Source organism: Kitasatospora sp. NBC_01246, from assembly GCF_036226505.1.
In the GTDB taxonomy this organism is placed as follows: Bacteria; Actinomycetota; Actinomycetes; order Streptomycetales; family Streptomycetaceae; genus Kitasatospora.
Genome location: NZ_CP108484.1, coordinates 7,524,831 through 7,544,099, shown reverse-complemented (window position 1 = coordinate 7,544,099; position 19,269 = coordinate 7,524,831). Strand labels below are relative to the sequence as shown.

Below are 19,269 nucleotides of genomic sequence, written 5' to 3'. Positions count from 1 at the left end.
AAGGAGCTGACCCATGACCACGACCGATATCCCCACCACGCCCACCAGCCTCGTTCCCGGTCCCGCCACGCCCTACCAGGGCGACATCGCCCGCTACTGGGACCACGAGGCCCGGCCCGTCAATCTGCGCCTCGGTGACGTCGACGGCCTCTACCACCACCACTACGGCATCGGCGACATCGACCACGCCTCGCTGGGCGACCCGGACGACAGCGAGCGCGAGAAGAAGGTGATCGCCGAGCTGCACCGGCTGGAGTCCGCCCAGGCGGAGGTGCTGCTGGACCACCTGGGCCCGATCGCCCCCGACGCCACCCTGGTGGACGCCGGCTGCGGCCGCGGCGGCTCCATGGTGATGGCCCACCAGCGCTTCGGGTGCAAGGTCGAGGGCGTCACCCTCTCCGCCAAGCAGGCCGAGTTCGGCAACCGGCGCGCCCGGGAGCTCGGCATCGACGGCTCGGTCCGGTCCCGGGTCTGCAACATGCTCGACATGCCCTTCGAGACCGGCCAGGTGGCGGGCTCGTGGAACAACGAGTCCAGCATGTACGTCGACCTGCACGACCTCTTCGCCGAGCACTCCCGGATGCTGGCGGTCGGCGGCCGGTACGTCACCATCACGGGCTGCTGGAACCCCGCCTACGGGCAGCCGTCGAAGTGGGTGTCGCAGATCAACGCGCACTTCGAGTGCAACATCCACTCCCGCCGGGAGTACCTGCGTGCCATGGCGGACAACCGGCTCGTGCCGCAGGCCGTCATCGACCTCACCCCGGCGACCCTGCCGTACTGGGAGCTGCGCGCGACGTCCTCGCTCGTCACGGGCATCGAGGAGGCGTTCATCTCCTCGTACAAGGACGGCTCCTTCCAGTACGTCCTGATCGCGGCCGACCGGGTCTGACCTGGCCGACCGGGCCGACCGGGCCGACCTCCGGGGCCGGGTGTGGCGAGGGGCACCGCCCCGGCCGCACCCGGCCCGCCGCGTTCGCGACGGCCGGCCCCGCCGGTCAACGCGGAGTCAGAACGCGGAGTTGGCCACCCAGTGCGCCAGCAGGCCCTCGTCCCCCGTCACCTCGAAGCGGCCGGCGGCCCGGTCCAACCGGCCGTAGAGGAACAGCAGCAGGTCCGCGGCGGTGCCGCGCACCGTCACGTCGGCGGCCGTCCCGGCACCCTGCGGGTCGAGTCCGAAACCGTCGGGCCGCAGCCGGACCAACCAGTCCCCGGCCCCGTCGGTGCGGGTGAACCGGACGGTCCGGTCGTCCGCCCGCAGGAGGGCCGTCCCGGGCGCGAAGCCGGCGGCGAAGGGCAGGTTGACCAGGAACTCCGCGACGCCGTCGGCCGCCAGCGCCGGGTCGATCCCGGGGTGCAGGCCCAGGGCGAGCTCCGCGTCCACGCGGTGCACCAGGGTCTCGAAGAGCATCCGGCGCACCCAGAACCGGGCGTGCTGGTCGGCGCCCCAGGCCCACATCGGCGCGTCGAGGTCGGCCGCGGCGAACTCCGCACCGGCCTCGACCGCGGCCTCGGCCAGCCAGTCGGGGTAGCCGTCCGGCCCCTCCGGCAGCCGCAGGTCGACCTCCCGGCTGCGCGGCGGCTCCTGGATCCGCTGCCGCAGCAGCACGGTGAACCAGCGTTGCACGCTCCCGGCGTGACGCACCAGGTCGGCCAGCGTCCAGCCGGGGCAGGTGGGCACCGCGGTGGACGGGTCGGCGGCACGGACGACGGCGACGAAGCGGGCGGTCTCCGCGGCGACGGCGGCGGGGTGATCGAGGGTGGTGGTCATGGCCGCCATTCTCCCGGCCCCCGCCCGACCGGGCCGCCCCGGGTGGGCCGGAACCGGCCGCCCACCGGAGCGGCGGACCGGCCGCGGCCCGGCCGGACGGGTGATTGACTGGCCCTATGGACCTCGTTCATTCGACGTGCTGCCTCCCCCCGGTCCCGTCCGGCCGGCGCGCCGGGGCTCGACCGGACGGCCCGGCATGAGCGTCGCCGACCCGCCGGCCGCACCCGGCCCCGCCCCGAAGGCCCGGACCGCGCCCCCGTTCGACCCCGAGCTGGCCGCCGCGCTGGCGGCTCTGGGCGACGCGGCCGGGGAGCCGCTCACCCCGGCGAACCTGGCGGCCCGCCAGGCCCGGGACACCGCGACCCGGCCCCGGCCCGCCGTCCACGAGCTGACCGACGGCGGCCGTTTCGAGGTGGCCGAACTCCGGGTACCGGGACCGCCGGACGGGCCGGAGGTCACCCTGCTGAGCGCCCGGCCCGCCGGGATCTCCCGGCCGCTGCCGCTGCTGTACTACCTGCACGGCGGCGGCATGGTCATGGGCAACGCCTGGTCCGTCCTCCCCCGGGTGCTGCGGGAGTGGGCGCTCCCGCTGGAGCTGGCCGTCATCTCCGTCGAGTACCGGCTGGCGCCGCGGGCGCGGTACCCCGGACCGGTGGAGGACTGCTACGCCGGCCTCACCTGGGCGGCCGCGTACGCCGACCGGCTGGGAATCGACCCGGCGCGCATCGTGCTCGGCGGCAAGAGCGCCGGCGGCGGGCTCGCCGCCGCGCTCGCCCTGCTCGCCCGGGACCGGGGCGGGCCCGTCCCGCTCGGGCAACTGCTGCTCAGCCCGATGCTGGACGACCGCGACCGCACCTTCTCCAGCCACCAGCTGGCCGGCACCGACACCTGGGACCGCGTCTCCAACGCCACCGCGTGGCAGGCCCTGCTGGGTGACCGGTACGGTGCCGCGGACCTCCCGCCCTACGCGGCCCCCGCCCGCGCCACCGACCTGTCCGGGCTGCCCCCGGCCTACATCGACGTCGGATCGGCCGAGACCCTCCGGGACGAGGACGTCGCCTACGCCCAGGCGCTCTGGCAGGCCGGCGGCCGGGCCGAACTGCACGTGTGGCCCGGTGCCTGCCACGGCTTCGACACCCTCGCGCCGCACTCGGCGCTGGCCCGGGACGCCCGCGACGCCCGTACCCGCTGGCTCCGGCGCCTCCTCGCGCGCTGATCCGGCCGGCGCCGGCCACCGGGGGCCGTCGCCCTGGAGGCGTGCGACGCGTGGCGGGCGGGGCGGGTGCGCGGTGGCATCGCGCTCTCGACCGTTCCTCTCGACGTGTTCATACGCCCACCCAGGCGGCGCCGCCGAAGGTGCCGTCGGCGTTCCAGGCACTCCAGCCGCCGTTGGGCTCCGTCTGCCAGATGTGCGAGATGTTGGCTCCGCCGGGGGCGAGGGCGAACACCTCCAGCCGGCCGTCCGCGTTGCGGCTGACGTTCACGGTCGCGGCGGCGCCGCCGAAGGAGCCGTTCCAGGCGCCCCAGCCGGCGGACGGGGCCGCCTGTTCGCGGATCGCCACCCCGCTGCCGTTCGGTCCCAGCACGAAGACCGCCATCCGCCCGTCGGCCTGGTGACCGACCACCGGCGCACCACCGGTCGGACCCCCGAACGGCCCGGCGCCGTCACCGTTCCAGCCACTCCACCCGCCGTTGGGCTCCGTCTGCCAGATGTGCGAGATCGAACTGCGATCCGGCGCCACCGCGAACACCTCCAGCCGACCGTCCGCATTCTGACCGACACTCAGATCGGATGCCGCGGGCCCGAAGGAGCCGTTCCAGGCGCCCCAGCCGGCGGACGGGGCCACCTGTTCGCGGATCGCCACCCCGCTGCCGTTCGGTCCCAGCACGAAGACCGCCATCCGCCCGTCGGCCTGGTGACCGACCACCGGCGCACCACCGGTCGGGCCCCCGAACGGCCCGGCGCCGTCACCGTTCCAGCCACTCCACCCGCCGTTGGGCTCCGTCTGCCAGATGTGCGAGATCGAACTGCGATCCGGCGCCACCGCGAACACCTCCAGCCGACCGTCCGCATTCTGACCGACACTCAGGCCCGACGCCGCGGGCCCGAAGGAGGTGTCCCACGTGCTCCAGCCGCCGTTCGGCGTGGTCTGCCAGCTGTGCTGGATGCTGCTCCGGCCGGGGCCGAGGACGAACAGCTCCAGCCGCCCGTCGGGGTCGCGGCCGACCACCGGCAGGCCGCCGACCGGACCGCCGAGCCGCTGCCACGTTCCCCAGCCGCCGTTCGGTGCCGTCTGCTCGCGGAAGAACAGCCCCTGCTGGTCCGGCGCGACCGCGAACGCGACCATCGCCCCGTTGGCCTGCCGGCCGATCGCCGGGTTCTGCCGGCCGTCGCCGAAGTCGTCCCACCCCCTGGCGGTGGGCGCCAGTCGGACGTCCAGGTAGTCGGCGTCGATGTTGATGGTGATGCCGCCGTAGGTCTCGTTCTGGCCACCGGTGTACTGGTGGATCCGCTGGTGGTTCGCCCACAGGTGGTCCGGGATCGCCGGGTCCGAGGTGCTGGTGCTGCCGTTGCCCGGCCACGCCGCGAAGTCGATGACGTCCGGCATCGCGTAGGAGGAGTAGTGGGCGACCAGGTCGGAGATCGTGCTGCCGGCGCTGCCGTACACGCCCGACAGGTAGCCCCGGGCGTGCAACTGCGTGGTCCAGGCGGACAGGTAGCCGAGGACCAGGCCCGAGTACGACGGGGCGTAGTGCTCGTTGTCCATGTAGACCGGGGTGCCCGGGGGGAAGCCGAGGGCCGACATCTGCGCGATCGCGTCGTCGGCGTCTGCCGCGCCCTGGGCCGCGGAGGGGATCGTGGCGCAGCCGGGGCAGGCGCCCGGCGCCTGGTGGCCGACGTACAGCGGGAAGAAGTGCCAGCCGATCGAGGCCTGCCGGGCGACCCAGTCGGCGGTCAGGTTCGGCTGGTCGCAGGTGCGGTTGACGCCGCCGATGTAGATGCCGATCGCGCCGTAGGGCGAGGCGTCCATCCAGGTGCGCATGGTGGACGAGCTCGGGGCCGCGCACGGGTCGAAGCCCTGGCCCGTGTAGTTGGTGGCGCCGCCGTCCACCGCGGCGGTCAGCGCCGCGCCGGCGCCGGCCGTGATGCCGCCGGCGCCGGCCGGGTCGGCCGCGCTCCGCGGTGCCTGCGCCGTCCGGCGCGGCTGCGGCAGACCGGCCCGGTCGAGGACGGTCGCCACCGCCGCCCGGTCGGTGCCGTAGGCCGCGGTGACGGTGACCGCGCCGGTGGTCGCCGTGATCTCGCGGGAGGCGGTGTTCTCCCGTGCCCCGCGCTCCGCGCCGGGTAGGGCTGGCTGCACCAGGATCGCCTCGCTGCGTCCCCGCAGGTGGGACGGGCAGTCCTGGTTCTCGCCGGGGCGGCCGAGGTAGACGGCGTGCCGGTCGAACCGCACGCAGGTGTCCGGCGCCGCGTCCAGGTCGATCACCGGCCAGGTGCCGGGGACGCGCAGCGTGGTGCCCCGGTAGGTCACGTCCTTGGCGCCGTCGGTGGCCGCGGCGGCCGGGCCGGTGGTGGCGAGGACGGCGGAGGAGAGGAGCAGCGCGCCCACCAGCGCTCTGGTCAGGACGGCGAGTCTCACGGGGACTCCTTCCGGTGCGGGGGTCGCGGGGTGTCGAGGGGCGGCCGTGACGGCCGCTGCGGGGCGCGCACTACGGCCGGATCCCGTCGAACTGCAGGACCCGGTAGGCGCCCTGCGCGGTCCACTGGGAGACGATCAGCGTCAGCGAGTTCGCACCGGCGCTGCCGGGGTGGATGTAGCCGCCGTAGAGGCTCTCGACCTGCGGCCGGCGCCAGTGGTTCGGCGGCCAGAGGTTGCTCGCCACGATCTGCGGGACCGGCGTCGACCACGCGGCGTCGGGCCGGGGCGCGGTGCGCGTGCAGATCGAACCGTCCGTCAGGTCGAGGTAGCTCATGCAGTAGCGGCCGTCGATCCGCTTCACGGAGAACTCGCCGATGTTGTTCCCGGGGCCGAACAGCGGGGTCGGCGGGGTGCCGTCGGTGGCCCAGTGCCAGCCGCCGTCGTACGCCCAGTTCTGCTGGGCCCCGAAGTCGCCGGCCCGGAACGCGTCCGGGTCGATCCGGAACAACTGGATCGCGCCCTGGTCCGCGGTGTTCTTGTGGGTGCCGTTCCAGCGCTTGGAGTAGATGTAGAGCCAGCCGTCCGGGTCGATGCCGGCGAAGGACCACATCCCGTACATCGACTGGTTGACGCCCTGGTCCTGGCCGGGCCAGTGGTACGGGTAGTCGGTCCACGTCCGGCCGGAGTCGTCGGAGTAGGCGACGCCCGACATCAGTGAGCCGTCCTCGCCGGCGGGCAGCGGGTCCGGGCCGATGCCGCGCGCCACCGAGGTGTACTGGAGGTAGGTGCGGCCGCCGAACTCGATGCAGTCGTTCGGGATCCGGGTGCTCTCCACCCCGTGGCCGTTGTCGGTTCCGTGGCCGTAGTCGAGGAGCTGGGCCGCGGAACCGTCGGGCATGGCGTAGCCGAACGAGATCGGGGTCGCCCCGGAGCGGTCGAAGGTCGCCTGGTTCAGCATCACCGGGGAGCCGAGGTAGCCGTTGCCGGTGTCGAAGGAGTCGCCGAACACGTAGCCCCAGGTGTTGTCGTGCTCCCGGTAGTACGGGATGCCCAGGTCGCCGCTGCCCAGCCCGTACCGGCTCGCCGAGTCACCGGGCAGCTGGCACAGGGGCGCGCCGGTCTGGCCGACGCCGTTGGTCGCGGCGGCGGGCCCGGCGGCGGCGACCCCGGCGGCCACGGCGAGGCCGGTGCCCAGGGCGAGCCCCGTCCCGGTCCGCAGGAGCGAGCGCCGGGTGAGGGCCTGCCCCGGCTGCGGTGAAGTGGACATGGATCTCCTTCGGTTGCTGGGAGGGGTGGGGTGCCGCCGGCCGGGGCGCCGGACACGGCCCCCGGGGGCGTGCGGCCCCGGCGCCCATGCTGGGCTCCGGCCGACCGGCCGGGACAGGCCACGGACCGGCCAAGGGCGGCCGGTGCCGGCGGCGGCGCGGCCTACCGGTACCGGGTCACGACGGCCACCACGGCCACCACGGCCACCACGACGATCAGCAGGACGAGCGCAGCCGCGGCCGGCGCGAGCCAGCCGCGGCCGGCGTCGAGTCTTCTGCCGACCTCGACCTGGCCGCCGGGCGGGATGCCGGGATGCCGTTTCGCGTAGTGCTCGACCTGCTGCCGCTCCCCCTCGGACTCGCCGAGCCAGGCCGTCCTGGAACTGCACTCACCGCACCAGTAGCGGTAGGCCACGTCGACTCCTCGCTTCTCGCCGCACAGCGCCTGCACGAAGGCAGCGATTGTGGCGTTCGTCATGTTCGGTGGACAGGCCAACCGGCCGGACATCGCTGACCGGTCGTCACCGGTAGGCTCACCGGCGATTACCGGCGAGTAGAGAGGCGCCCCGTTGACGGATCAGCTCGGCACGCTGTTACGCCGGCTGCGCGGCCAGGCGGGCCTGACGCAGGAACAGGTGGCGGAGCGCTCCGGCGTCAGTGTGCGCACCATCCGCCGGCTGGAGAGCGGCAGGTCCAGCGACCATCGACTGGGTACGGTCAACCTGCTGGCCGACGCCCTCGACATCAGCGCGGAGGACCGCCGGCAGCTGGCGAGCACGCTCGCCGAGGCGCGCGGCGCGTCGGCTCCCGCGGTGCCCCGGCCGGCTCCCGCGCCGCTCGAACCGGCGCCCGCGCCACCCGGCGGCCCGGCCGCCGAGTCCCCGGCCCCCGGCCCGTCGGCGCCACCCGAGACCCCCGCGCCGCCCGCGCCCCGCCCGGTGCCCGGCGCGCTGGCCGACGCCGCGCAGGAGCTGGCCGGCGAGGTCAGACGCCGCTGGCGCCGCGAGGAGGCGCAGCGCCGGGTCCACGACCCGTTCCCGCTCCCGGTCCGGTGGCAGCGGGCACCGGCCGGGCTGACGGACCGTTCGGAGAACATCCAGCGGCTCGGCCCGGGGGCCGCCCCCCGCCCGATGGACCTCAGCGGTGACCTGCGGAGCGTGGCGGAGGTCTACCGGCGGATCTCCTCCGGGCGGCTGGTGATCCTCGGCCGGGCCGGCTCGGGCAAGTCGATCCTGACGATCAGGTTCGTCCTGGACCAGTTGGAGGCCCCGGGCGCCGCCGGCCGGGTCCCGGTCATCTTCAGTCTCGGCTCCTGGGACCCGACCACCACCGCGCTGCGGGACTGGCTGGTCGGGCGGCTGCTGCGTGACCACCCGCACCTGGCCCGCCGGGGACCGCACGGGTCGACGCTGGCCGCCGCGCTGGTCGACGCCGACCTCGTCCTCCCCGTCCTCGACGGGTTCGACGAGATCGCGGAGGGCCTGCGGCGGGAGGCCCTCGACGCCCTCAACGCCACCACCCTGCCGCTCGTCCTCACCAGCCGGCACGACGAGTTCGCCGAGGCCGTCCAGGAGGCGCACGCGCCGCTGCTCTGGGCGGCCGGCATCACGCTCGCCGACCTCACCCTCGACGACCTCGGCCACTACCTGCCCCGGACGGCCCGGTCGGTCGGCCGCGGCGACGCCGCCGCCGACGGGAGCGAGGACGGGAGCGAGGACGGGTCGCTGTGGGACACCGTGCTCGACGAGCTGCGCGCCGGGGAGAGCGGGGCGGGCGCCGCCCTCGCCGCGGTGCTGACCACGCCGCTCATGGTGATCCTGGCGCGCACCGCCTACAGCGAGACACCCGGCCGCGACCCCGCCGAACTGCTCGACACCGCCCGCTTCCCCACCGCGAAGTCCCTGGAGGAGCACCTGCTGGCGGGCTTCGTCCCCGCGGTGTACCGCCGCCGCGCCCCGGAGCGGGACGCCGCCGGCCGACCGGGCCGGCCGACGGGCTGGGACACCGGTCGCGCCCAGCACTGGCTCGGCCACCTCGCGCACCACCTGGTCCGGCTCGACCACGACCGGCAGGACCTCGCCTGGTGGCAGCTCGGCGACACGCTGCCGCGCTCGACCCGGGTCCTGGCCGTGGTCGTGGCCACCTCGCTGAGCGTCGCCCTCGCCGACTGGTTCGTCGGACTGTTCGTCAGCCTGCTCGGCATCGGCTTCGGCACCGGGGCCGGCGAGGTGCTGCTGCAGGGCAGCCTGATGGGGCCGGTGGCCGGGCTCGCCTTCGGGTCGGTGTACGCGATCCTGATCACCTTCGGCGGCGGGGAGGTCTTCGAGCCGTCCCGGGTGCGGCTGCGGCTGCCCGGCACCCACGACAGCCTCGGCCGGCGGCCGGTCCGCACCTTCCTCGCCCGGTTCGGGGACGGTCTGCTCGGCGGGTCCCTGATGGGCGTCGGCTGTGCCTGCGCGCTCGCGCTGGAACGCGCGCTGTACGCGGGCTCCCCGCTGACCGACCCGGACGTCCTCGAAGGCACCCTGATCAACATGCTCTGCCTCGGGCTGACCTTCGGGTCGGCGGCCGGCCTGGTCTTCGGGCTCTCGGCCGCGCTGGAGGCGCCGGTGGACGTCACCTCCTCGGCCACCCCGGTCAGCCTGCTCAGCGCCAACCGCGCCACGGTGGCCCGGCAGTTCCTCGTCCTGGCGCCGGCCCTCACCCTCACCATCGCCGGCGGCGGGCGCCTGGTCGTCGACCTGTTCCAGGGCGTCCTGGGTCCGCTGAACTGGGGGCTGGCGGACGGCCTGTTCATCGGGGCGGTCGGCGGGATCGGCGGGACGGTCGCCTATCTGCTCGCCTTCACCGCCTGGGGCCAGTGGCTGGTGCTGGCCCGGGTCTGGCTGCCGCTGACCGGCCGGCTGCCCTGGCGCCCGGTCGCGTTCCTGGACGACGCCTACCAGCGCGGCGTGCTGCGCCAGACCGGCGCGGTCTACCAGTTCCGGCACGAGCGGCTCCAGCACCACCTCGGCCGCACCTTCCGCCAGCAGCACGGCAAGTACGCACCGGCCACCTTCCCGCCCGCACCGGCCGGTACGCCGTGACCGCCGGCGCCCGGTCCGCCGGCGCCGCCCGGGTGGGGCGCGGGAATCCGCAGGCCGGGGGCGGGCATCCGCGGGCCGGAGCGGGGCCGGTCACATGTGGCCGGTGCGATGGCCTGTCCGCCGGCGCGGCCGGCCCGCAGGATCGCGGGTACCAGGTCGGCGCCGCGCCGACGGTCCGGGCCCATCGGACCGGTCGCGAGCACCGCGCGCCGCCATGACCACCCGCAGCCCGAGGAGTCCGATGAAACCCCTACGTCTGACCGCCGCCGGCGCGGCGCTGGCGCTCGCCGCCCTCGCCGGTGCCGGGCCGGCGCACGCCGACACCCCGACCGCCGCCGGCCTCCTCCAGGCCGGCGCCCAGCAGGGGGTCGCCGACGGATACCCCGGCGTGATCGGCCTGGTCCGCCAGGGTGACACCACCCAGTACGTGCACGCGGGCGTCGGCGACCTGTCCACCAGGGTGCCCACCGATCCGAAGGCCAGGTTCCGGATCGGCAGCAACACCAAGGCGTTCACCGCCACCGTGCTGCTCCAGCTGGAGGGCGAGCAGCGGCTGTCCCTCGACGACACCGTCGCGAAGTGGCTGCCCGGCGCGGTCGCCGCGAACGGCTACGACGGCAGCACGATCACGATCCGCCAGTTGCTGAACCACACCTCCGGCCTGCCCGACTACGCCAAGGACACCGGGTTCGCGCTGTCCTACGCGCTGAACACCGAGCCCACCAAGGCCTGGCCGGCGCAGACCCTGGTGAACCTCGGCCTCGCCCAGCACCGGCCCACCGGCACTCCGGGCGGGCAGTGGAGCTACTCCAACACCAACTACGTCCTGGCCGGCATGGTGATCAAGGCCGTCACCGGCAACGACGCCGCCACCGAGATCCGGCAGCGGATCATCGAACCGCTCGGCCTCGCCGACACGACCTTCCCGACCAGCGATCCGACCATCTCCGGCAACCACCTGCACGGCTACGAGTACCCGGTGATCGGCATCGGCATCAGGGACGTCACCGTCTCCGACGTCCAGACCTTCGGGCCCGCCGGGGCGATCGTGTCGACCCTGGACGACCTGACGGCCTTCTCCCGGGCCCTGGTCACCGGCCGGCTCCTGGCACCCGCGCAGGAGGCCGAGCTCAAGACCACCGTCCCGGTGACCGCCGACGGCACCGTGGGCTACGGCCTGGGCATCATCCACGTGCAGCTGCCGTGCGGCCAGTGGGCCTGGAGCCACAACGGCGCCGTACTGGGCTACTTCAGCGACTGGTACACCAGCGACGACGGCGCCAAGCAGGTCGCGCGCGCCAACAACGAGTTCCACCTGCTCGCCGGGACGAAGGGCCAGCAGGACACCGGCAAGGCGACGGTCGACGCCTACTGCGCGCTGTAGCACCGCGCCCCGCCCCCGTCCGTCGCCCGGCCGCGGGGCCCGCTCCCCCCTGCACCCACCCCGAGAGGACCTTCGATGACCTCCTTCCCGCCCGCCTGGCGCCGGCACGCCAGGGCGGCCGTCGTCGCCGCGGCGATGGCCGTGTCCGCGCTGCTCGTCGGTGCGCCCGCGCACGCGGCCGACCCGGCCCCGCCGACCTTCACCGACGGGTTCGGCCTGACCCAGGTCGGCGCCCCCGACGTGCACTCGGACACCGACTTCACGCTGACCGTGACCACCGGTCAGCTCTCCGGCACGCACAAGATCCGGATCCTCCTCCCCCGGGGCTACGCCGCCGACCCCGGCCGGCGCTGGCCGGTGACGTACTTCCTGCACGGCGGGGCCGGCACCGTGGACGACGTCGCGGCCGCGCCCGCCCTGCACTCCGACGCGATGATCACCGTCGTCCCGGACGGCGGCCTCAAGGGCTGGTACGCCGACTGGGTCATGCAGAACACCGTGCTCGGCGCGGCCAACTGGCAGACCTTCCACACCAGCCAGGTCGTCCCCTTCATCGACGCCAACCTGCGCACCCTCGGCGACCGGTCGCACCGGGCCGTCGTCGGCCTGTCGATGGGCGGCTACGGCGCGCTGCGCTACGCCGAGTTCCGGCCCGACCTGTTCGGCCACGTCGCCTCGCTGTCCGGCGGCATCGACCTCGGCATGACCGAGATCCGCGCCACGGTCCTGGCCACCGAACTCAACCTCCCGGGCGCGTGGTGCGCCGTGAGCACCTCCGGCAGCGGCCAGTGCGTCGGCTACGGGCCCTACGTCGACAGCGACGCGATCTTCGGCTCGCCCTACCCGGTCTTCGGCGCCGACCACGTCTGGAACGAGGTCAACCCGGCCGCGGGCGCCAACCTGGCCAAGCTGGCCGCCACCGACGTCGCCCTCTACACCGGCGACCGGGGGCCCATCGACCACTTCACGGCGATCGCCACCGACACCGTCCGGACCCGGCTGAACCAGCTCGGCATCGCCAGCCGCTACGTCGACTACGGCGACGGCTCGACCCTGTCGCCCACCTGCGACGGCGGCCACAACTACGGCTGCTGGGCGCCGGCGCTCGCCGACTACGTCCCCCGGCTCCAGGCCGCCTTCGACCGGGCGGGCTGAGCCCCGGCCGACCGGTGGGCCCGCACCGCCGGGACGGGCCCGCCCGGTCACCGCGAACACCACGGACGCGACGAACACCCCGAACACGAGGCAGAGGACAGCGCATGACCGGGCAGGACGGCCTCGCGGACGGCCGGAGCGAGCTTCTGACGCTGATCGACGAGGCGGCGGTCCGCAACCGGCTGGGTGACCGGGTGGCGGTCTACCCGGGCACCCGGTCGCAGGCGAGTTCGCTCGGCTGCGCGGTGACCGGGGCGGTGGTCTTCGGGGGGCTGGCGCTGGTGCTCTCGCTCACCGAGGCGGCGGCGCTGGCGGTCATCCCGCTCGGACTGCTGCTGCTGGTCCCGCTGGGCATCTGGAAGGAACGGTCCACGACGGCGAAGAACCAGGGCGTCCGGCTCGACCTCCACGAGCGCGGTCTCACCGCCGTGGTGAAGGGCCGAGTCCACGCCGTCCGCTACGAGAGCACGTCCGTCCTCCAGAACACCGTCCGGCACACCGGCGTCGGCGGCTACACGTCCTACGAGTACACGCTCACCGACGTGGACGGCGCGGAGGTCGTGCTGCGCGGCCGGGCGGACGGGTCGGGCGAGGTCGCCGAGAAGGGCGGATTCAGCAACCCGCGGGAGTGGGGGCCGGCGCTCCAGCAGGCCGTCACCCGGGCCCAGCTCCCCGGGGCGGTCGCCGCCCTGGACTCGGGCGGGCGACTGGAGTTCGGCCGGCTCTGGCTGACCGTGGACGCCGTCGGCTCGGCCCGCGAGTCCGCGCAGTGGCAGGAGATCCAGGAGATCAAGGTCTTCGACGGCTTCGTCAAGCTCAGGGTCGCCGGCCGGTGGCGGGCCCTGACCCACGCCGCCGTGAGCACGATCCCGAACTTCTTCGTCTTCCTCGCCCTCGCCGAACACCTGCGGCGCTCCGCCGGCCGGCCGGCGGGCTGACGACGCGGCGGGTGCCGGTCCCACGGGGGTGGGCCGGCGCCCGTCGGTCGTCGATCCGCTCCCAGCCGCGTTCGGGGCGCCGCTCCGCTAGCTGCTCCGGATCGCGGCTGCGGGCCGACCGGAGCCCGGAGGCGGCGCCGGCGGACGACGTCCGGGACGCCGCGAACTGACCGGGGTACCGGCGCGGGACCGGGCGCCCCGCCGTTTCGGGGCCCGAAATCGTCACCGTGGGTAGTGGCCCTCCGGGCGTCGGGTGAGGGCTGTGGTGCGCGCCACCCGACCCCGGACCCCCACCCCCCACGATCCGCACCCCCCGCCGACACCCCGTCACCCACCGTCGACGATGTGCCCGGCCTCACACCCCCAAACCTGTGGCCCGGACCACTCCCACCCCCCAAACGATCTTGAAAAACGGGGCAAACACCTTCAAAACAGCCCAATCCCTAGATCCATACCCCCGGTAACCACCCACCCACCAGCCCAAACCTACGAATCCTTGAAACCCCCCACCCCACCCCCGTAACTTCGAACCCGTTGCACCGACCACCACGCACCGCAGGGCCCACCACCCCGCACCGCACCCGGTGCCCCCACCCCCCGCGACACGAAACCACCCCACCCAGGGCCTGGTTCCGCACGCTCGCACCCACCCCCCGAAAGGACCCGCATGACCCTCCGTAACGAGACCACCGCCGCCACCACCACCGCCACCAAGCGCCGCAACCGCGTCCGCACGGCACTCATGGCCGGCGCCCTCACCGCCCTGCCCGTGGCCGGCCTCGTCACGGCCAACACCGCCTCCGCCGCCCCCGCCAACGTCTGGGACAAGGTCGCCGCCTGCGAAGCCACCGGCAACTGGGCCATCAACTCCGGCAACGGCTTCTACGGCGGCCTCCAGTTCACCTCCAGCACCTGGGCAGCCTTCGGCGGCACCACCTACGCCCCCCAGGCCCACCAGGCCACCAAGGCCCAGCAGATCGCCATCGGCGAGAAGGTCCTCGCCGCCCAGGGCCCCGGCGCCTGGCCCGTCTGCTCCGTCAAGGCCGGCCTCACCAAGTAACACCCCCAGCACCACCCGCCACACCCGCCCACCCGGGCACGACAACGCCGCTGCACCCGACCACCCGGTCCGGTCCAGCGGCGTCGTGGCACACCCGGCCACCGACGCGGCCCGGTCGCTACCGCGCGAGCCGCCCCAGCAGCCCGGAGGCCGCCGCGATGCCGAGCCCCGAGGCCAGCGTCAGCACCGCGAAGTCCAGCGGAAGGTGCGCGGGGGTGCCGATGAGGAGCCCCCGCAGCGCGTCGACCTGGTAGCTGAGCGGGTTGGCCCGGCTGACCGCCTGCAGCCAGCCGGGCATCAGGTCCACCGGGTAGAGCGCGTTCGAGGCGAAGAACAGCGGCATGGTGATCGCCTGGCCGATGCCCATCAGCCGGTCCCGGGTGAGCACGAGGCCGGCGATGGCCATCGACAGGCACGAGAAGAAGGCCGACCCGAGCACCACCGCGACCACGACGCCGAGCAGCCGCAGCGGGTTCCAGGTCATCGCGACCCCGAGCGCCGCCGCGAGCACCACCACCACCGCGGCCTGCAGCACCGCCTTGACCCCGGCGGCGAAGGCCTTCCCGGTGACCAGCGCGGCCCGCGGGGTCGGGGTGACCAGCAGCTTGGTGAGCACGCCGGAGTCCCGCTCCCAGATGATCATGATGCCGTAGAAGATCGCGATGAACATCGCCGACTGGGCGATGATCCCGGGCGCCAGGAAGTCCAGGTACGGGATCCCGCCGGTCGGGATCGCCTTCAGCCGGGTGAAGGTCTCGCCGAAGATCAGCAGCCAGAGCGCCGGCTGGACCGCCCGGGTGTACAGCTCGGTCCGGTCGTGGCGCAGCTTCTGCAGTTCGACCACGCACATCGCGGCCACCCGGGCCGGCACCACCCGCCACCCGGTGCGGGCACGCGGCGGGACCAGCAGCAGAGCGAGGTCGGGCAGGTCGGTGGCCGGGGCGGGGCCGGCGGGTTCAGCCGACACGGCCGGCCGTGCGACGGGTTCGGCGGACATCGCTGAAGTCTCCTTCCGTGGCCTCGCCACGGCCCAGGCCGCGGCCCGAGAAGTGGCGGAACACGTCGTCCAGACTGGGCTCGGACTGCCGCGGGTCCTGTTCCCGGACCCGGTCCTTGAGCTCTCCCGGGGTGCCGAGCGCGCGGATCCGGCCGCGGTCCATCAGCGCGATCCGGTCGCAGTGCCGGTCGGCCTCGTCCATGTAGTGGGTGGTCACCAGGACGGTCATCCCGGTGGCCCGGCGGATCGCGTCGACGCGCTCCCAGACGCCGGCCCGGGCGATCGGGTCCAGGCCGATCGTCGGCTCGTCCAGGACGAGCAGGCGCGGGGCACTGACCAGGGCCTGGGCGAGTTCGAGCCGGCGCACCATGCCTCCGGAGAAGGTGCCGGCCATCCGGTCGGCGGCCTCGGTGAGGTCGACGGCGGCCAGCGCCTGGGCGACCCGCTCGGACCGCTCGGACCTCGGCACGTCGAAGACCCGGGCGAACAGGGCGACGTTCTCGCGACCGGTCAGCCCCGCGTCGGCGGACAGCTGCTGCGGGACGTAGCCCAGCAGCCGGCGCACCTGCGTCCGCTGCCGGGCCGCGTCGTGGCCGAAGACCCGGACCATGCCGGCGGCCGTCGGGAGCAGGGTGGTGATCGCCCGGATCGTGGTGGTCTTGCCGGCGCCGTTGGGGCCGAGCAGGCCGAACACCTCGCCGGTGCGGACCGTCAGGTCGACCCCGTCGACCGCCTTGGTGGCACCGTCCTTCCCCCGGCCGCGATGGAAGGAGTACTCCAGGCCGCGGCAGACCACCGCCTCGTCCTCGCCCGACGTCATCGCCGCACCCTCCCCTTCGTCGCCGGCTTCTCCGGCTTCTCCGGCTTCGTCGTCTCCGGCCTCGTCTCCGGTCGGGCGCGCAGACCCACCGCGACGCCGCGCAGCGCGGGCAGCGCGGCGTCCAGCGCCGTCCGCTCCTCGGCGGACAGCCCCGCCACCACCTCGCCGACCAGCGCCGACCGCCGGGCCCGCCAGGCCGCGAGCCGTTCGACCGCCTCGTCGGTGACGTGGAGCAGGGCGGCCCGGCGGTCGGCCGGGTCCACCTCGCGGCGCAGCAGGCCCAGCGCGACCAGTTGGTTGACCAGGGTGGAGACCGAGTTGCCGGCCAGGCAGAGCTCCGCGGCCGCGTCCGAGACCCGCAGGCCCGGCGAGTCGGCCACCAGGCGCAGCAGTTCGACCTGCGCGCCGCGCAGCCGGGGCTCGGTCAGGCCCTCCCGCAGCCGTCGTCGGACCAGGCGCTGGATCCCGACGAGGAGGGTGGAGAACTCGTCGCCCAGGGCGGTGTCGGGGGTGTCCGTGACATCCGCGGTCATGCCTCCATTTTAGCTCTCAGTGAGAGCTATCCGTCCAGGGCGCGGGCGGTGGAACGCCGCTCGGACCGGACGTTCACGTCGGATTCACGCCAGCGCGACACCCGGCCGGACTGGTGGACTTCGACCTGAACCCACCCCACACGGACAGGACCGCCGGCGTGCCCGACACCGCTCTCCCCACCCCGCCCGCACCCGCCCCGCCCACACCCGCCGGCGCCCCGCCCCGCCCCCGCGCCAGGACCGGCGGCTGGCCCGCCGTCCTGGCCGTGACGGCCGGCGTCTTCTCCCTCGTCACCACCGAGATCCTGCCGATCGGCCTGCTCACCCCGATCGGCGCCTCCTTCCGGATCTCCGACGGCACGGCCGGACTGATGATGACGCTGCCCGGCCTGGTCGCCGCGGTGGCCGCGCCGGTGGTCACCGTCACCACCCGGCGCGCCGACCGCCGCACCATGCTCTGCGGCCTGCTGGCGCTGCTGGCGCTCGCCGACCTGCTCAACGCGCTCGCCCCCGCCTACTGGGCGGTGCTGGCGGCCCGGGTCGCGCTCGGCCTGGTGATCGGCGCCTTCTGGTCGATCGGGTCGGGGCTCGCCCCGCGCCTCGTCGCACCGGAGCGGCAGGCCCGGGCGAACACCGTGTTCTTCACCGCCGTGCCGCTCGGCTCGGTCATCGGCGTGCCGGCCGGGGTCCTGCTGGGCTCACTGGCCGGCTGGCGCACCGCCTTCGCCGCGATGGCCGCGCTGACCGTACTGGTGCTCCTCGCACTCCTGGTCTCGCTGCCGCCGCTCCCGCCGGGGGCCGGCACGGGTCTCGGCCTGCTGCGCGGGCTGCTCGCCGGGCGGGGCACCCGCAGCGGCCTGGCGGTGACCTTCCTGATCGTGCTGGCCCACTTCGGCAGCTACACCTACGTCTCGCCGTTCCTGGCGGAGGTCACCCACGCGGGGCCGGGGCTGGTCACCGGGCTCCTGCTCGGTTACGGCGCGGCCGGGCTGCTCGGCAACGTCCTCGCCGGTGACCGGGCGGCCCGGGCCCCCGGAGCGGCGCTGGCCGGCGCCGCCGCCCTGCTCGCCGGCGCGACCCTGCTGCTGCCGGTCCTGGGCGGCTCCGGTCCGGGCGCCGCCGTCGTCCTGGTGCTCTGGGGGGTGGCGTACGGCGCCGTCCCGGTCTGCTCGCTGACCTGGTTCCTCGCCGCGGCGCCGCAGGCACCGGAGGCGGCCGGGGTGGTGTTCACCTCGTCCTTCCAGGCGACCCTGTCGATCGGCGCCCTGGCGGGCGGCACCGTGGTGGACCACGGGTCGACCACCGCCGTGATGCTGCTGGGCGGCGGCACCGCGCTCCTCGCGGCGGCCACCGCCTGGGCCTGCCGCGGCCGGATCCACCCCACCGCCTCGGGGGCTCCGAACGGCCGGTAGACCCGGGCCCGGCGCGCACCCGCCGGGCCGGGCCGCCACTACGGGACCGGCTGCGGTCGGGTGACGCAGTGGATGCCGCCCCCGCCGAGGCCGATGCGGTCGATGTTCAGCTGCTCGACGACCCGGCCGCGGAAGAGCAGACCGGAGCTTCGCCTTCGCCGCGGCGTCGGAGGGGAATCCCCGAACTGGGCGGCGCGGAACGTGGGGCCGGGGCCGCTGCTACGGGAGCGGCCCCTGCATCGTGGAGCAGTGGATGCCGCCGACCCCGGCCACCAGGCGGTCGACGTCGAGCTGGACGACCTCGCGCCCGAAGAACGCCTCGGCGAGTGCCCAACGGGTGACCGGTGGCCCTGCCGTGGGCGGTCGGGCCGTCGTACCCGGCGCCACAGCCCCGCTCTCAGTCTGACTGAAAGTTCGATCAAGGCCGCGGACACGGGTGTGACCCGCCGAGTCGGGCCCGCTTCCCCGGGCACGAACAGGTCCGGACCGGTCCGGTCCGGACCCCGGCGCCTAGCGGCGCAGCCGCTCCAGCTCGATGTCGATCGCACCGGCCATCAGCTCACGCGCGTGCTCCCCCGGCAGGCTGCCGCTGAGCCACCGGACGCTGAGCCCCTCCACGAGCGCGGTCAGCCGCTCGGCGGAACTCGCCAGCGCGGCGGCCCCGTTCATCGGCCGCACCTTGCCCAGCAGGTCGGCGACCTCCTGCACCCACACCAGCGTCGCGCGGGCCAGGTCCTCCCGCAGGTCCGGGTCGAACACCGCGCTCGCCCGCAGCTCGCCCCAGGCCGTGCTGTTCTCCCGCACCTCGGGAGTGTCCTGGAGCTCCAGCAGCAGGGTCTGCTCCAGCTCGCCCCGGGCGTCCAGCGGCGGGGCGTCCGGAGCGCGCTCGGTCGTGTAGCGACCGGCCCGGCCGTTGATGAACTCCAACGTCGCCCGGAGGATCCCCGCGCGGTCCTTGAAGTGGTAGTAGATCAGCGCGGTGGAGACGCCGGCTTCGGACGCCAGCTCCTCCACCCGCAGCCCGCGGACACCGCGCCGGGCGATGACCCGCGCGGCCGCTTCCATGATCAAGCTTCGACGGTCAGCCACGGGGGATCATCCTATCGGGAGGTCCGCCCGGTGGATGCCTTCCGACCCGAACCTGACTGAAACTACAGTCGGGGTGATGATCCGGTGCGATTCCGGACACCGGCGCAGCCGTGGGCCC

The 19,269-nt window shown here is 74.6% G+C and carries 17 protein-coding genes; 8 read left to right on the top strand and 9 right to left on the bottom strand.

What is annotated here, in order from left to right; translation table 11 throughout:
• Nucleotides 1-13 precede the first annotated feature (13 nt).
• The gene (locus OG618_RS32040; RefSeq protein WP_329491088.1) at nucleotides 14-892 is read left to right on the top strand and encodes a geranyl diphosphate 2-C-methyltransferase; all 879 of its coding nucleotides are present in this window, start codon (nucleotides 14-16) and stop codon (nucleotides 890-892) included.
• Between the two features lie 117 nt (nucleotides 893-1,009).
• Here OG618_RS32040 and OG618_RS32035 read toward each other — a convergent pair whose 3' ends face one another.
• On the bottom strand, nucleotides 1,010-1,771 hold the full coding sequence (locus tag OG618_RS32035; RefSeq protein WP_329491087.1) for a maleylpyruvate isomerase family mycothiol-dependent enzyme: 762 nt from the start codon (nucleotides 1,769-1,771) through the stop codon (nucleotides 1,010-1,012).
• 196 nt (nucleotides 1,772-1,967) lie between these two features.
• Between OG618_RS32035 and OG618_RS32030 the strand changes: the two genes are divergently transcribed.
• Nucleotides 1,968-2,987, top strand: coding sequence for an alpha/beta hydrolase (locus OG618_RS32030; RefSeq protein ID WP_329491086.1), 1,020 nt, complete (start codon nucleotides 1,968-1,970; stop codon nucleotides 2,985-2,987).
• Between the two features lie 109 nt (nucleotides 2,988-3,096).
• On the opposite strand, the gene OG618_RS32025 is transcribed toward OG618_RS32030, so the two are convergent.
• The 3 genes from OG618_RS32025 to OG618_RS32015 all read right to left on the bottom strand — a co-directional run bounded on the left by OG618_RS32025 (nucleotide 3,097) and on the right by OG618_RS32015 (nucleotide 7,155).
• Complete coding sequence (locus OG618_RS32025) at nucleotides 3,097-5,412, bottom strand: glycoside hydrolase domain-containing protein (protein ID WP_329491085.1); 2,316 nt, start codon at nucleotides 5,410-5,412, stop codon at nucleotides 3,097-3,099.
• 70 nt (nucleotides 5,413-5,482) lie between these two features.
• Nucleotides 5,483-6,679 carry a DUF4185 domain-containing protein gene (locus OG618_RS32020; RefSeq protein ID WP_329491084.1) on the bottom strand — a complete coding sequence of 399 codons (1,197 nt, stop codon included), beginning with the start codon at nucleotides 6,677-6,679 and terminating at the stop codon, nucleotides 5,483-5,485.
• Nucleotides 6,680-6,840: 161 nt separating this feature from the next.
• Nucleotides 6,841-7,155: a hypothetical protein gene (locus OG618_RS32015; RefSeq protein ID WP_329491082.1), complete on the bottom strand. Its 315-nt coding sequence runs from the start codon at nucleotides 7,153-7,155 to the stop codon at nucleotides 6,841-6,843.
• A gap of 91 nt (nucleotides 7,156-7,246) precedes the next feature.
• On the opposite strand from OG618_RS32015, the gene OG618_RS32010 reads away from it, so the two are divergent.
• The 5 genes from OG618_RS32010 to OG618_RS31990 all read left to right on the top strand — a co-directional run bounded on the left by OG618_RS32010 (nucleotide 7,247) and on the right by OG618_RS31990 (nucleotide 14,300).
• Entirely contained in the window at nucleotides 7,247-9,763 is a 2,517-nt protein-coding gene (locus OG618_RS32010; RefSeq protein ID WP_329491081.1) for a helix-turn-helix domain-containing protein, read from the top strand.
• A 241-nt stretch (nucleotides 9,764-10,004) separates the two neighbouring features.
• Nucleotides 10,005-11,147 carry a serine hydrolase domain-containing protein gene (locus tag OG618_RS32005; protein WP_329491080.1) on the top strand — a complete coding sequence of 381 codons (1,143 nt, stop codon included), beginning with the start codon at nucleotides 10,005-10,007 and terminating at the stop codon, nucleotides 11,145-11,147.
• A 75-nt stretch (nucleotides 11,148-11,222) separates the two neighbouring features.
• Nucleotides 11,223-12,302, top strand: coding sequence for an alpha/beta hydrolase (locus OG618_RS32000; RefSeq protein WP_329491079.1), 1,080 nt, complete (start codon nucleotides 11,223-11,225; stop codon nucleotides 12,300-12,302).
• 104 nt (nucleotides 12,303-12,406) lie between these two features.
• Nucleotides 12,407-13,240, top strand: a complete 834-nt coding sequence (locus OG618_RS31995; protein ID WP_329491078.1) for a DUF6585 family protein — start codon at nucleotides 12,407-12,409, stop codon at nucleotides 13,238-13,240.
• A 667-nt stretch (nucleotides 13,241-13,907) separates the two neighbouring features.
• Nucleotides 13,908-14,300, top strand: coding sequence for a transglycosylase family protein (locus OG618_RS31990; RefSeq protein ID WP_329491077.1), 393 nt, complete (start codon nucleotides 13,908-13,910; stop codon nucleotides 14,298-14,300).
• Between the two features lie 118 nt (nucleotides 14,301-14,418).
• On the opposite strand, the gene OG618_RS31985 is transcribed toward OG618_RS31990, so the two are convergent.
• Genes OG618_RS31985 through OG618_RS31975 form a run of 3 tightly spaced genes read right to left on the bottom strand, consistent with a single transcriptional unit; the run spans nucleotide 14,419 to nucleotide 16,650 of the window.
• Complete coding sequence (locus tag OG618_RS31985; RefSeq protein WP_329491076.1) at nucleotides 14,419-15,297, bottom strand: ABC transporter permease; 879 nt, start codon at nucleotides 15,295-15,297, stop codon at nucleotides 14,419-14,421.
• Nucleotides 15,257-16,117, bottom strand: coding sequence for an ATP-binding cassette domain-containing protein (locus tag OG618_RS31980; RefSeq protein ID WP_329491075.1), 861 nt, complete (start codon nucleotides 16,115-16,117; stop codon nucleotides 15,257-15,259). Before OG618_RS31980 ends, OG618_RS31985 begins: the two co-directional genes overlap by 41 nt.
• Entirely contained in the window at nucleotides 16,114-16,650 is a 537-nt protein-coding gene (locus tag OG618_RS31975) for a MarR family winged helix-turn-helix transcriptional regulator (RefSeq protein ID WP_329491074.1), read from the bottom strand. The genes OG618_RS31980 and OG618_RS31975 overlap by 4 nt, the downstream gene beginning before the upstream one ends.
• 158 nt (nucleotides 16,651-16,808) lie before the next feature.
• On the opposite strand from OG618_RS31975, the gene OG618_RS31970 reads away from it, so the two are divergent.
• On the top strand, nucleotides 16,809-18,062 hold the full coding sequence (locus OG618_RS31970) for an MFS transporter (RefSeq protein ID WP_329491073.1): 1,254 nt from the start codon (nucleotides 16,809-16,811) through the stop codon (nucleotides 18,060-18,062).
• A 219-nt stretch (nucleotides 18,063-18,281) separates the two neighbouring features.
• Here the strand turns inward: OG618_RS31970 and OG618_RS31965 are convergent, their stop codons facing one another.
• Both OG618_RS31965 and OG618_RS31960 read right to left on the bottom strand, forming a co-directional pair.
• Entirely contained in the window at nucleotides 18,282-18,449 is a 168-nt protein-coding gene (locus OG618_RS31965; protein WP_329491072.1) for an agmatine deiminase family protein, read from the bottom strand.
• Nucleotides 18,450-18,572: 123 nt separating this feature from the next.
• Nucleotides 18,573-19,127 (bottom strand): TetR/AcrR family transcriptional regulator, encoded by a 555-nt coding sequence (locus OG618_RS31960; RefSeq protein ID WP_442906965.1) that lies wholly within the window; start codon nucleotides 19,125-19,127, stop codon nucleotides 18,573-18,575.
• Nucleotides 19,128-19,269: the final 142 nt, after the last annotated feature.